At 70.3% G+C, this 12,199-nt stretch carries 11 protein-coding genes and 2 tRNA genes (1 of these 13 running past the window's edge); 9 read left to right on the forward strand and 4 right to left on the reverse strand.

The window, feature by feature from the left end; genetic code table 11:
• Window positions 1-7 precede the first annotated feature (7 nt).
• Window positions 8-1,474 (forward strand): ATP-binding protein, encoded by a 1,467-nt coding sequence (locus tag OG559_RS18170; RefSeq protein ID WP_405105300.1) that lies wholly within the window; start codon window positions 8-10, stop codon window positions 1,472-1,474.
• Window positions 1,475-1,573: 99 nt separating this feature from the next.
• On the opposite strand, the gene OG559_RS18175 is transcribed toward OG559_RS18170, so the two are convergent.
• The 3 genes from OG559_RS18175 to OG559_RS18185 form a co-directional block, all read right to left on the reverse strand.
• Window positions 1,574-2,602 (reverse strand): caspase domain-containing protein, encoded by a 1,029-nt coding sequence (locus OG559_RS18175; RefSeq protein WP_405105302.1) that lies wholly within the window; start codon window positions 2,600-2,602, stop codon window positions 1,574-1,576.
• Window positions 2,586-2,990 (reverse strand): effector-associated constant component EACC1, encoded by a 405-nt coding sequence (locus tag OG559_RS18180; RefSeq protein ID WP_405105304.1) that lies wholly within the window; start codon window positions 2,988-2,990, stop codon window positions 2,586-2,588. Before OG559_RS18180 ends, OG559_RS18175 begins: the two co-directional genes overlap by 17 nt.
• A gap of 405 nt (window positions 2,991-3,395) precedes the next feature.
• Window positions 3,396-3,917: a hypothetical protein gene (locus tag OG559_RS18185; RefSeq protein WP_405105306.1), complete on the reverse strand. Its 522-nt coding sequence runs from the start codon at window positions 3,915-3,917 to the stop codon at window positions 3,396-3,398.
• An 18-nt stretch (window positions 3,918-3,935) separates the two neighbouring features.
• Between OG559_RS18185 and OG559_RS18190 the strand changes: the two genes are divergently transcribed.
• Window positions 3,936-4,436 carry a contact-dependent growth inhibition system immunity protein gene (locus OG559_RS18190; protein ID WP_405105308.1) on the forward strand — a complete coding sequence of 167 codons (501 nt, stop codon included), beginning with the start codon at window positions 3,936-3,938 and terminating at the stop codon, window positions 4,434-4,436.
• A 409-nt stretch (window positions 4,437-4,845) separates the two neighbouring features.
• The gene (locus OG559_RS18195) at window positions 4,846-6,717 is read left to right on the forward strand and encodes a hypothetical protein (protein ID WP_405105309.1); all 1,872 of its coding nucleotides are present in this window, start codon (window positions 4,846-4,848) and stop codon (window positions 6,715-6,717) included.
• Window positions 6,718-6,905: 188 nt separating this feature from the next.
• On the opposite strand, the gene OG559_RS18200 is transcribed toward OG559_RS18195, so the two are convergent.
• Window positions 6,906-6,979, reverse strand: a tRNA-Gly gene (locus OG559_RS18200).
• 437 nt (window positions 6,980-7,416) lie between these two features.
• Here OG559_RS18200 and OG559_RS18205 point away from each other — a divergent pair.
• From OG559_RS18205 to OG559_RS18230, 6 genes are all read left to right on the forward strand, one after another.
• Window positions 7,417-7,490: transfer RNA gene (locus tag OG559_RS18205), tRNA-Pro, on the forward strand.
• Window positions 7,491-7,632: 142 nt separating this feature from the next.
• Complete coding sequence (tig, locus tag OG559_RS18210; protein WP_405105311.1) at window positions 7,633-8,985, forward strand: trigger factor; 1,353 nt, start codon at window positions 7,633-7,635, stop codon at window positions 8,983-8,985.
• 170 nt (window positions 8,986-9,155) lie between these two features.
• Window positions 9,156-9,797 (forward strand): ATP-dependent Clp protease proteolytic subunit, encoded by a 642-nt coding sequence (locus OG559_RS18215; RefSeq protein ID WP_161684732.1) that lies wholly within the window; start codon window positions 9,156-9,158, stop codon window positions 9,795-9,797.
• Between the two features lie 14 nt (window positions 9,798-9,811).
• Window positions 9,812-10,474, forward strand: a complete 663-nt coding sequence (locus OG559_RS18220; protein WP_350886248.1) for an ATP-dependent Clp protease proteolytic subunit — start codon at window positions 9,812-9,814, stop codon at window positions 10,472-10,474.
• 208 nt (window positions 10,475-10,682) lie between these two features.
• Window positions 10,683-11,987 carry an ATP-dependent Clp protease ATP-binding subunit ClpX gene (gene clpX / locus OG559_RS18225; RefSeq protein ID WP_387026193.1) on the forward strand — a complete coding sequence of 435 codons (1,305 nt, stop codon included), beginning with the start codon at window positions 10,683-10,685 and terminating at the stop codon, window positions 11,985-11,987.
• A gap of 96 nt (window positions 11,988-12,083) precedes the next feature.
• Window positions 12,084-12,199 carry the beginning of a carbon-nitrogen hydrolase family protein gene (locus OG559_RS18230; RefSeq protein WP_387026195.1) on the forward strand. The gene runs 682 nt beyond the window's last position, so 116 of the gene's 798 nt are visible here — the first part of the coding sequence; it begins with the start codon at window positions 12,084-12,086; the stop codon falls past the right edge of the window.

Below are 12,199 nucleotides of genomic sequence, written 5' to 3' on the forward strand. Positions count from 1 at the left end.
GGCTGCCATGACGGTCAATCCGTACCTCGGCGTCGGGCAGGTGGCCACCGCCGAACGATTCGTGGGCCGGCGCGACCTGCTGCGCCTGCTGGAGAACTCCTGGCGGGGCCCGCGCCCGGCCAACCTGAGCCTCCAGGGCAACCACCGGATGGGCAAGACCAGCGTCGTACGCCGGGCTCAGGAACTGTTCGCGGTCGACCGTCCCGACCTGCTCGTGGTCTACCTCAGCGTCGCCGCGTACGAGAGCGGCGCCGACGTGTTCCGGGCTGTCGTCGCCCGGGTGCGTCAGGCGGCCGAGCGGCTCAACCAGCCGGGGGACGGCGCGCCGCCCGACTGGCTCGCCGGCCTCAACGACATCGAGCTTTCGGTGCACAGCAGCACCGAGTGGCTGGACCTGAAGGAGTGCTTCGAGGCGTTCTTCACCGCCCTGCACCGCGTCGGCGTGGGTGTCGGCGTCATCCTCGACGAGTTCGACCAGGCGGAGGTCTTCCGGCGCGTCGAGTTCCAGCTCCTACGGGACCTGGTCAGCGAGAAGAACTACTCCGCCGGGCTGGTGACCCTGTCCCGTCGGTCGATCAAGTCGATCGAGCTGGCCGCCGTGGCCCACTCGACGCTCGACGGGGTCATGGGGATGAGACGGCCGGTGGGCCCCTTCCGGGACGACGAGGTCGCCGCCATGCTGGCCCGGGCCGACGATGCCGGCGTCGACCTCACCGACCTGCGGCCCGAGATCGTCCGGCGGGCCGGGAACCACCCGTACCTGATCGAGTTGTTCTGCCACGAACTCGTGGAGACGCACCTGACCGACCGGCTGGACGCGGCGCTGGCCTGGGAGCAGGTGGAATCGCAGTTCCGCGACCAGTTCACCCGGTCGATCGCGAACCTCAACGCGGACACCGGCGAGCGCGGGGGAGACCTGCTGTACCAGGTGCTCACCCGGACCTACCTGACGATCGACTCGCAGGACATCGCGCTGCTGCGCCGGCTGGGCCTCGTCCGCCCCGACGGGGCCACGGTGGCGCTGCTGTCCCCGGAGTTCGCCCAGCAGGTACGCCGCATGGCGCTGACCAATGCGCTGCACGGCTGGTGGATCGACCGGGACCTGGCGCTGCGCGCCCACGTCCGCGAGCGGCTGACCCGCTCGTGGGGTGAGGGCTGGGGTGCGGAGCTGGGCCAGCGGGTCGGTGGCGCGGCGGCCGCCCCCGGGCGCTGGTACGGCGGGCCGGAGGGCGTCCCGCTCGTCCCGGCTGACCGGCTCGACCCGCTCGACCGCCTGGACACCGCCGAAGTCATCGACCTGGTGCTACTGAACTGGAAACTGTTCGAGTCCCACCTCGGCGGTGACCCGGCCGCCTGGAAGGAACGTGCGGAAGCGGTGACGCAGGCCCGGCAGGCCGCCGATCGCGGCAGCCCGCTGGACGCGGACCTGCGCCGCCGGGCCGAACACAGCCTCGACGGGCTACCGCCGGCGTGACCGGGCCGGTTCTCCGGGCGGCGAGGACGTCGGCCCTTCGGCGCCCTGTGTGCGTTCGGCGTCCTGTGTGCGTTCGGCGTCTCGCGTGTCCTCGGCGTCCTACACGCCTTCGGCGAGCCGCCACAGCGCGGCGGCCTCCGAGTGCCGATTCGCGCGACGCAGTTGCCTGATGCGCTGGCGTAGCGCCTCGGGCTCCTGGTCCACCGCTGCCTCGCGAAGCGCCGCCGCCGCACCCGGGAAGTTACCCGCGCGCTGCAGCAGTCGGGCGCGCTCGGTCGCCGGCACGGCGACCCGCCGGAGGACGGGTCCGCCCCGCCCCGCGCCGCCGTCGCCCGCGCTGCCGCCGCCGCCCGCGGCGGCGACGGGCGCCGACCAGGCCCGGTTGCGGGCCAGGGCCAGGTCCCCGATCGAGTTGCGGCTGCGCTGCTGAGGGACCGGCCAGCGCTTCTCGGCCAGGACCGCGGCCAGATGGCGGTAGAGCGTGTGCAGGTCGAGCAGTTCCGGACCGTCGGCGACACCTTCCTCCAACGCGGTGATCAGCTCACCGGTGAAGGCGGTGTACAACGCGCCGGGCGGCGCCTTCGCCGTCTCCGACTCGGCGCAGGCGGTCAGCACGAAGGCCCCGTTGACCTCGGTGAGCGCGGCCACGTCGATGCTCGCCGGTGCCGGGCCCATGTCACCGGCCAGCGCCAGCGCCGAGTAGCAGCAGTCCAGGACGAGCACCCGGCGGGTGGCGGCCAGGGTGGGGTCCGTGAGTGCGCGACGGATGTGGTCGAAGGACAGCGCCCGCCACCACTGGTCGAGATCCTCGACGCCGGGCAGGGCGAGGGTCAGCTCCCCGGTCAGGATGTCCGTCAGGCCGTGACCGGCGTAGTAGACGAACAGGGTGTCGGTGGCCTCCCGGGCGGCCGAGCGCAGCGTCCCCATCACGGCGCCGAGCGGGTCCGGGCCGGACAGGTCCGGCACGAGGATGCTCTCGGTGGGCAATCCCCACACCGCCGGGTCGGCGAACAGCCGGCGCAGCGCTCCGACGTTCTCGCGCACCGCCGGCAGGGGCGGCAGCGACTTGTACTCCGGCACTCCCACCAGTACCGCTCGGGAGGCGGTCGGGTCAGCGAGCGTTGCCATCGGAGGTCACCCCGACCGCGGGGGCGGGATCCGCCGCGCCGAGCAGTTCGACCACGCCCTCGGCCGTGGAGTCGTCGTCGATGGCGATGGACCTGCCCGGCCGTTCCAGCAGCACGATGATCGGATCCCCGGGCCCGCCCCGCTGCTGCTTCTGCGCCTTCCGGAACGCCACGATCGAGGTGATCAGGCTGGCCAGCGCGATGCTGTTGGAGAGAACGACGTTGATCGTTTCCAGCGAGCCGCCGCTCATTTCCCCGTCGATCGGCGCTCCGGCGGCCGGCGAGAGCCGCGCGTGCCGGGCGAGTTGCCGGTCACGGGCGAGCCAACGGTAGAGCGTCGTCGCCTCGGTCCCCGCCGGATCGTTGTCGATTCTGAGCCACAGTTCCATTGCGCCTCCCGGCTTAGACCGCGTGTGATCCAGGCTAGCCGAGGCCGACCAACGGGGGCAGTTCCGAAGGCCGTGGGAGATCCGGGCCGAGTGACTGATCTACGACTCTCGTCACGTCGGTGCCCGTGCGGACCGACAACCGGATGAGTCGAGTATGGAACGGACGGCAGGAGTAGCACCCCGACCGCCCGTTTCGGGATCGGTCCCGGCCACCATGGTCCGCCCCACATGGCTTGCACAGCATGCCGCCGCGTCGGCGGGATGAGAACGGCACCCGTCGCCGATCAGTGGATCGCCGCTGTGTCTGGAGACCGTGAGAACCGACCGTGGCTGTGTCGCGGGCCAGTTGTATGGCCCGCGACACAGCCACGATGGTGGCGAATCGGCCGCTGAGGGGCGGCGTCGTCAGAAGTTGACGCTGACTCCGGCAGCCTTGCATGCGGCCGTGATGTCCGCCCCGGCCTTCTCGAAGGCGGGGTTGTCGGCGGCGTTTGCCGGGTCCGCTTCCGCTGCCGCCTTGGATGCCTCCACCCCGAACCGCTTCAGGGCGGTGGCCACCTTGCTGTCGCCCCCGGAGGAGGCCAACGTGGTCATTTTTCCTTCCAGATCGGTCAGGATCTTCTTGAACACGGCCGGCGACGGTTCGCCGGACTGCAGGGCGGCGACGAGCTGTGCCTTCATGTCGTCGCCGGCCTTCTTCGCCGACTCGCAGAGCTTCTTGTCGCTCGTGCCGCCCGTACCGCCCGTAGCGCCCGCCGCGGCCGACGGGGACGGCGCCGAGGAGGCGGATGCGGCCGCCGAGGTGGGAGCCGTGGAGGCGGACGGCGTGGACCCGGCCGTGGTCGTGGTCTCTTCCCCACCACACGCGGTGAGAGCCATCAGGGAGGCACAGATCAACAGAGTGGAGGTAACCCGAAAACGCTTCACGGACGCGCACGCTAGCCGATGCCCACATTGCGGACAACTTCGATACCGCGCTCGGTGAGGAGGACCGGCCCGCTCGCGACCGCTGGAACGCTTGGATACTGGCCTGCGGCTGGCCCGCCAACCTCGCACGCGCCCCAGGGCTGCCGTGCGGACTACCCTGACCGCCGCGACGACAACGAGCAGCTTGAACGGGATGTGTGGCAGGGGCCCGACCCGGACAACACGTTTCTCGTGAGACGTTGCACGGAGCTGCGACGCAAGCGGTTGGCTGAGTTCACGGTCGAAGATCTGCGCATCGTGCCCGGCCAAGAGATCGGTGTGCCGGCCCTGCTGCCTCTCGCGGTCCAAGTCCTGCTCAGCGATCCCATGGCAGAGGGTGACTACTACCATCCGGGCGACCTGCTCAGCAATGTGCTGCGGCTGCCCGATTCAGCCTGGTCAAACCTACGAGCGGAACGCAAGCGATTGGCGTCGGTTGCTGGCCAAGCTCGTTGCTGGTCGCCCGTTCACCGACCCTGATCTTAGGCCTCGTGATCCGTACCGAGAACTTCGTGGCGCCATCCTGCGGTTCCTTGGTCGAATAGAGCGGATCTCTGAGGAGGGTCGGGGTTCGGGGCAGCGCCCCGAGGTCTTCAGCTCTTGTCGTCCCCAAGCGTGGCCGGCAGGTCAGTGCGCGGCCAACGCGCTGCGTTTGCGCGGCGCGTTGATTCTGTAGGGGCAACTCGGCAACGTCATCCGGTGACCCGCCTGGTCACGCATGTGGTGGGCCTAAGCCTGCGCTTTCCGACGATGGCTGCCCCGCGCGTCGGCCCACCGGTCAGCTTCCCCAGAAACGGCCGGGATCGGCACCGCAGGGACGTCCGATGTGGATTGCGATCCTATATCTTCGACAAACACGGCACATTCCTTGAGCGATGGGGAAATGTAGATGCATGTCTTGCTGGCCTGGTTCGCCGAGGTCCCGCAGTCCGAGGGCGTGCGGGCGGCCCGCGCGGCCCGGTTCGCAGACGCCGTCGCCGAGTTGGTACCGGCGTCCTGGAGGCGGCACGACTTCGGGGGCGACGACTGGGGCGTCGCGGTGCTGCACCCGACCGATTCTGGGGCCTACCGGTGGCCGACGGTCGACACCGAGGGTCCGGTCACCGCCGTCTCGATGGGGATACCGGTGGGGCTCGACGTCGTGACCGGCCCGGCGGCGTTGGCCGGGCGGCTCCTCGCCGGCGAGGATGTGCACCGCGACCTGGTGCCGCCATTCGGCCTGTTGGCGCTGGACACCGACCGGTTCGCCCTGCAACAGGACTGGCTCGGCATGGCCCGGGTCTTCACCGGCACGGCCGACGGGGTGACGGCATACTGCACCCGCCCCGCCCTGCTGGCCGCGTTCCTGCACGGCGAGGTCCGGCCGGACCTGGACGGCTGGACGTCGTACACCAGCTGTGGGCACTTCGGCGGAGAGTTCTCCCCGATCGCCGGCACCCGACTGTTGCGCCCCGGCGAACGGGCCACCGGCCGCCGCGTCGCCGGCGGTGGCTGGCGCCTTGCCAGTGAGCTCCGGTACGCCACCGACGACGTGGTGAGCAGCGGGTACGCCGACCAGGGGCGGCCGGTGCACGAACAGCTGGAGCGGGCCGCCGACGCACTGACCCGGGCCGCCGCCAGCGTGCATCGGCTCTACGGCGACGAGATCGCCCTCGGTCTGTCCGGTGGCAAGGACTCCCGGCTCATCGCCGCCACGCTGATCGCCGCCGATCTCATGCCCCGGTTCCTCACCAACGAGGACACTCGGGCGGAAGGCGAGGTGGCTCGCCAGCTCGTGCAGATCCTCAGGAACAAACGGGGCCTCGATCCCGAGCACCAGCTCCGGCTGGTCGGAGCCCCGGCGGAGGTGCTCGGCACCGGTCTGCGGGAACGCGCCCGGCTGCTCCTGGACCACTACGACCATCAGTTTCCGTCCACGTACCTGGCCCGCTCGGCGGTCCCGCCGACGCTTCCCGATCAGGTCCGGTCGGCCACCCTCACCGGCGCGGCCGGCGAGTTGGCAATCGGTTACTGGTACCCGGCGGCCGAGGCCGACCCGATGCCCACCCCAGAGGAGGCGAGCATGGCCCGGCTGCTCGCCGCGCCGCACGGGGCCATCGCGCCGGAGGTGCTGGCCGCCGAAAAGGCCCGGATCAGCGGCATCCTCGACCACGCCCGCGAGGTGGGCCTGGCCGGCCTGCATCTGCTCGACTACCTCTACCTGGTGGAACGCATGCGCCGGTGGGCCACCTCCGCCTACACCACCGGGATGGTCACCCCGTTCCTGGCACCGGGTTTCGTCGCCACCACCTTCGCGCTGACCCCGGCACAGAAGCGCGACCGCCTGCTGCACACCGGCCTGATCGCCCGGCTCGTGCCAGAGTGGTCGGAGGTGCCCTTCGTCAGCGTCTCCACCGGGCGGTCCACTGCCACCCGGGTGTGGGAGGGCGACGGCGTGGCGGTGATGGCCGACCTGTTGGACACCGCGCACGGTCCGCTGACCGGGCTGATGTGTCGGCCGGTGGTGGAGCAGGCGCTGCAGAAGGCGGCGCAGGGCGGCCGCCCTGACGCCCGCGTCCTTCAGCAGTTCACCGCGCTGGCAGTCGCCTCGGCGCGGCTGGAACCGGGCACCACCCGTCCCGCCACCGGCGCGACCTACGCCCGCCTCTGCAAGCCGCGCGAACCCGCGCGCGGCCCGCTGCACCGGCTGCGCTGGATCCGGCGTACCCGCCTCGGCGACCGGGTCTGGGTCAGCGTCCGTCGTCAGCTACGCGGTCGCTGACCGTCCGGCCGACGGCCGGTAGCGCAGGCGACTCGCCACCACACGTCACGGTCCTCGGGAGGCACGAGCCTGGACACTTCGATTCTCGCTACTGACATGGTCGCGGCCTCGTAGCCCACGCCTCCGGCACGGCAGACCCAGGCCCGCCCCGTTGGGGGATGCAACCTCTGACCTGAGCCGGAGGCCGTTGGAGCGGGCGACGAGAATCGAACTCGCGTAGTCAGTTTGGAAGACTGAAGCTCTACCATTGAGCTACGCCCGCGTGCGCCCCGCAGCACAGGGCGCGCCGACAGCCTACCCGGTGCCCGGGCCCGACCGCGCATCCGTATCTCCCCACCCCTCGCCCGCCCGGCCCCTCCCGTACCAAGATCCGCGCAGATTCGTGGAATGTGTGGCCTCCCAGCCCGCCGCATGGCCACACTTTCCCTGAAAGTTGTCCACGTCGAGGCCGGGCCCGAGCGGGGCCGGGCCGGGCCCGAGCGCCTGGCGGCCTCGCGGCCGGTGCCGGGCTTGGGCGCAGCCCACGGGCGGCCTGCGGGACGCCGAATGGACTGCCGCCGGCCCGTCGGGGTGCCGCCGCTTGGCGGGCGCGGGGCGTGCGCCGGATGGGGTCCGGTGTCCCGTCGGGGTGGTTCCGGGGTGTCGGGCGACGCCCCGGCACTCCCGGCAGGCGGCCAAGGCATACACTTCTGGTCGCCACGGGGTGTGGCGCAGCTTGGTAGCGCACTCGCTTTGGGAGCGAGGGGCCGTGGGTTCAAATCCCGCCACCCCGACTGTCGTCCGCGGCCGGGGCGTCCCGGGAGCCGCCGTTTCCGCTCGGTCCCCGGGCGCTGCCGGAGGGCCGCGTCGGCTCACCTACACTCGATGGGCCGAATTACGCCCAGACTCAACTGAGATCCGTCAAGGAGTACGCCTGTGAAGAGCACCGTCGAGACTCTGAGCCCGACGCGCGTGCGGCTCGCCATCGAGGTGCCGTTCGTCGAGCTCGAGCCGAGCCTCAAGAAGGCGTACCGGGAGATCGGTTCGCAGGTACAGGTGCCCGGCTTCCGCCGGGGCAAGGTGCCAACCGCCGTGATCGACCAGCGGGTGGGTCGGGGCACCGTCCTCAACGAGGCGGTGCAGGAGGCCATCCCGCAGAACATCCTCGCCGCGGTCCGCGAGCACGACCTGAAGACCCTCGGCCGCCCCGAGGTCGAGATCACCGAGTTCAACGACGGTGACTCGCTGAACTTCACCGCCGAGGTCGACGTCCGGCCCGAGATCACCCTGCCGGACCTGGACAGCATCGAGGTCACCGTCGACGAGCTCCAGATCGACGACAGCGAGATCGACGAGCAGGTGAAGAGCCTGCGCGACCGGTTCGCCACCCTGAAGACCGTCGAGCGGGCCGCCGTCGAGGGCGACTACGTCCAGATCGACCTGAACGCCACGGTCGACGGCGAGGACGTCCCCGGTGGGCAGGCGACCAACATCTCCCACGAGGTCGGCAGCAAGCAGCTCCTGCCGGGGCTGGACGAGGCGGTCGTCGGTCTCGCCGCCGGCGAGAGCACCACCTTCACCACCCAGCTCGTCGGCGGCGACCTCGCCGGCCGGGACGCCGAGGTGGCGGTGACCGTGCGTACGGTCAAGGAGAAGGAGCTGCCCGAGCTCGACGACGACTTCGCGCAGCTGGCGAGCGAGTTCGACACGATCGAGGAGCTGCGCGGCGACCTGCGCGAGAAGGTCACCCGGGGCAAGCGCGTCGAGCAGATCTACGCCGCCCGGGACAAGGCCCTCGAGCAGCTCGTCGAGGCCGCCGAGGTGCCGGCGCCGGAGGGCGTTGTCCGCGATGAGGTCGAGAGCCGCAAGCAGGCCATGGTCGACCAGCTGGAGCGGATCGGCGCCTCGCTGGAGGAGTACCTCGCCGCCGAGGAGAAGACCGAGGAGCAGATCGACGCCGAGCTGAACGAGGCGGCGACCGACGGGGTCAAGATCCAGCTGCTGCTGGACATCCTGGCCGACGCCGAGGACGTCCAGGTCTCCGACGACGAGTTCGGCCACGAGATCGTCCACCGCGCCCAGCGCGCCGGGATGGCCCCGCAGCAGTACTACGACCAGCTCGTCCGCTCCGGCGCGGCGGCCGCCGTCTTCGGCGACGTGCGGCGGGGCAAGGCGCTCGCCTCGGTGATGGAGCGCATCAAGATCAAGGATTCGGCGGGCAACGAGGTCAGCCTCGACGCGATCCGCGCGGAGAGCGACGAGACCCACGACCACGACCACGAGCACTGATCGTCGGCTGAGGCCGCCGTCCACCGGGACCGGTGGACGGCGGCCGAAACCCTTTTCCGGGTACGCCTGCGAGGGGCTGCGCTGAGAGCGAAAAGCGCCCCGACCGGGACTGTGCCACCCGGGCGAGCGGTTAGTGTCGTGGAAGACGGTACGGAGAGCGAAGGGCTGCCATGACCGACATGCACATCCCAGCGAAGCCGCTCCGGGCGATCGAGGCCCGCGGTGGCGACAACATTGGCAACCTCGACGACTCGGTCTACAACCGGTTGCTCAAGGAGCGCATCATCTTCCTGGGCAGCGAGGTGACCGACCAGGTCGCCAACCGCATCTGCGCGCAGCTGCTGCTGCTCGCGGCGGAGGACCCGGACCGCGACATCAACCTCTGGATCAACTCGCCGGGTGGCTCGGTCTACTCCGGCATGGCGATCTACGACACCATGCAGTTCATCGACAACGACGTGTCGACCGTGGCGATGGGCATGGCGGCCTCCATGGGCCAGCTCCTGCTCTGCGCGGGCACCAAGGGCAAGCGGTACGCCCTGCCCCACGCGCGGATCATGATGCACCAGCCGTCCGGCGGCATGGGCGGCACCGCCTCCGACATCGCCATTCAGGCGGAGCAGATGCTCTACACGAAGCGGATGTTCCAGGAGCGGGTCGCGCACCACACCGGCCAGACCCAGGCGCAGATCGAGGCGGACTCGGACCGCGACCGCTGGTTCACCGCCCAGGAGGCCAGGGATTACGGCTTCATCGACAAGGTGATCACCGGAGCCACCCAGGTTCCGGAAGGCGCCGGGACCCTGAGCTGAGCGAGGAGCTGACGATGACCGACCTGAGCCTGCCGCCCCAGTTCGCGGCCGTGCACAACCGCTACGTCCTGCCGTCGTTCGTCGAGCGCACGTCGTACGGGGTGAAGGAGTCCAACCCGTACAACAAGCTCTTCGAGGACCGGATCATCTTCCTCGGTGTCCAGGTGGACGACGCGTCCGCCAACGACGTGATGGCGCAGCTGCTGACGCTCGAGGGCACCGACCCGGACCGCGACATCATCATGTACATCAACTCGCCCGGCGGCTCGTTCACCGCCATGACGGCGATCTACGACACCATGCAGTACGTCCGGCCGGACATCCAGACGGTCTGCCTCGGCCAGGCCGCCAGCGCGGCCGCCGTGCTGCTGGCCGCCGGCACGCCGGGTAAGCGGATGGCGCTGCCGAACTCGCGGATCATCATCCACCAGCCGGCCACCGAGGGCGGCTACGGGCAGGGCTCGGACATCGAGATCCAGGCCCGGGAGATTCTGCGGATGCGGACGCAGCTGGAGGACATGCTCTCCCGGCACTGCAACCGGGCGGTCGACCTGGTCCGCAAGGACATCGACCGTGACAAGATCATGACGGCCGAGGAATCCCGCGAGTACGGGCTGGTCGACACGATCCTCAGCAGCCGCAAGAAGGGCCTGCTGGCCGCCAACGCGGCCGGCTGAGGCGAGCATCGAATCAGAGGCCGGCCGGGCGGGTTCCCGGTCGGCCTCTGACACGCCCGAATTGGGGGTCGGAGAAACCCCCGCCAGCGGGTAACGTCGGGTTCGTACCGCTGCGTCGGGACGGTCCGGCGAGCGAGCAGAGCCGGACGGAGCGCAGCGTCCGCAAGTCATGGCCGGTGCACGGCCGATGAGTGCAGGGAGAACGTAGGTGGCACGGATCGGTGACGGCGGCGACCTACTCAAATGCTCCTTCTGCGGCAAGTCGCAGAAGCAGGTCAAGAAGCTCATCGCGGGCCCAGGGGTCTACATCTGCGACGAGTGCATCGATCTCTGCAACGAGATCATCGAGGAGGAGTTGGCCGAGTCCGGCGAGGTGAAGTGGGAAGAGCTTCCCAAGCCGATGGAGATCTGCCAGTTTCTCGACAACTACGTGGTCGGCCAGGATCAGGCCAAGAAGGCGCTCGCGGTCGCGGTCTACAACCACTACAAGCGGATCCAGGCCGAGGCGGCCGGCGCGCCGGGCTCCGGTGGCGACGCCGTCGAGCTGGCCAAGTCGAACATCCTGCTGCTCGGGCCGACCGGCTGTGGCAAGACGCACCTGGCGCAGACCCTCGCACGGATGCTGAACGTCCCCTTCGCCATCGCCGACGCCACCGCGCTGACCGAGGCCGGCTACGTCGGCGAGGACGTGGAGAACATCCTCCTCAAGCTGATCCAGGCCGCGGACTACGACATCAAGCGCGCCGAGACCGGCATCATCTACATCGACGAGGTCGACAAGATCGCCCGCAAGTCGGAGAACCCGTCGATCACCCGGGACGTCTCCGGCGAGGGCGTCCAGCAGGCCCTGCTGAAGATGCTGGAGGGCACGGTGTCCAACGTGCCGCCGCAGGGCGGCCGGAAGCACCCGCACCAGGAGTTCATCCAGATCGACACCACCAACGTGCTGTTCATCTGCGGTGGCGCCTTCGCCGGTCTCGACCAGATCATCGAGGCCCGCACCGGCCACGGCGGCACCGGCTTCGGCTCCCGGCTCCGGTCGATCTCCGACCGTTCGTCCGACGACGTCTTCAGCCAGGTGATGCCGGAGGACATGCTGAAGTTCGGGCTGATCCCCGAGTTCGTCGGCCGGCTTCCGGTCATCACCAACGTCCGCAGCCTCGACCGGACGGCCCTCGTGCGGATCCTCACCGAGCCGCGCAACGCCCTGGTCAAGCAGTACCAACGCCTCTTCGAGCTGGACGGCGTCGAGCTGGAGTTCGACGAACCGGCCCTGGAGGCGATCGCCGACCAGGCGATGCTGCGCGGCACCGGGGCCCGTGGCCTGCGGGCCATCATCGAGGAGGTTCTGCTCTCCGCGATGTACGAGGTGCCGAGCAACCCCGACGCCGCCCGGGTGCTGATCACCCGCGAGGTGGTCCTGGAGAACGTCAACCCGACGATCGTGCCGCGGGAGTTCACCGGCCGCCGGGCCCGTCGCGACCGCGGGGACCGCGAGGAGAAGTCCGCCTGACCCGTCCCTCCCCGGACCGGGGAGCGGTGTTCCCGCGGCGGCCCCGGAGAAGTCCGAGGCTGTCGCGGGCGTCTATTCGGCCGTACGCTGAGGGCCATGCGCGTCGCCGTCTGCCAGCTCAACGCCCGCGATGACCGGGCGGCCAACCTCGCGGCCGCGGAGGCCCTGTTGTCCCGCGCCGCGGCGGCCGGAGCGGACCTGGCCGTCCTCCC

This window comes from Micromonospora sp. NBC_01405 (assembly GCF_045040155.1).
In the GTDB taxonomy this organism is placed as follows: Bacteria; Actinomycetota; Actinomycetes; order Mycobacteriales; family Micromonosporaceae; genus Micromonospora.

What these genes read in the sequence shown, in the direction of transcription:
- OG559_RS18215 (WP_161684732.1), top strand. Translation starts at nt 9,156, where the DNA reads ATGACCGACATGCACATCCCAGCGAAGCCGCTCCGGGCGATCGAGGCC.
- OG559_RS18190 (WP_405105308.1), top strand. Translation starts at nt 3,936, where the DNA reads ATGCCCACATTGCGGACAACTTCGATACCGCGCTCGGTGAGGAGGACC.
- OG559_RS18195 (WP_405105309.1), top strand. Translation starts at nt 4,846, where the DNA reads ATGCATGTCTTGCTGGCCTGGTTCGCCGAGGTCCCGCAGTCCGAGGGC.
- OG559_RS18170 (WP_405105300.1), top strand. Translation starts at nt 8, where the DNA reads ATGACGGTCAATCCGTACCTCGGCGTCGGGCAGGTGGCCACCGCCGAA.
- OG559_RS18175 (WP_405105302.1), bottom strand. Translation starts at nt 2,602, where the DNA reads ATGGCAACGCTCGCTGACCCGACCGCCTCCCGAGCGGTACTGGTGGGA.
- OG559_RS18220 (WP_350886248.1), top strand. Translation starts at nt 9,812, where the DNA reads ATGACCGACCTGAGCCTGCCGCCCCAGTTCGCGGCCGTGCACAACCGC.
- OG559_RS18180 (WP_405105304.1), bottom strand. Translation starts at nt 2,990, where the DNA reads ATGGAACTGTGGCTCAGAATCGACAACGATCCGGCGGGGACCGAGGCG.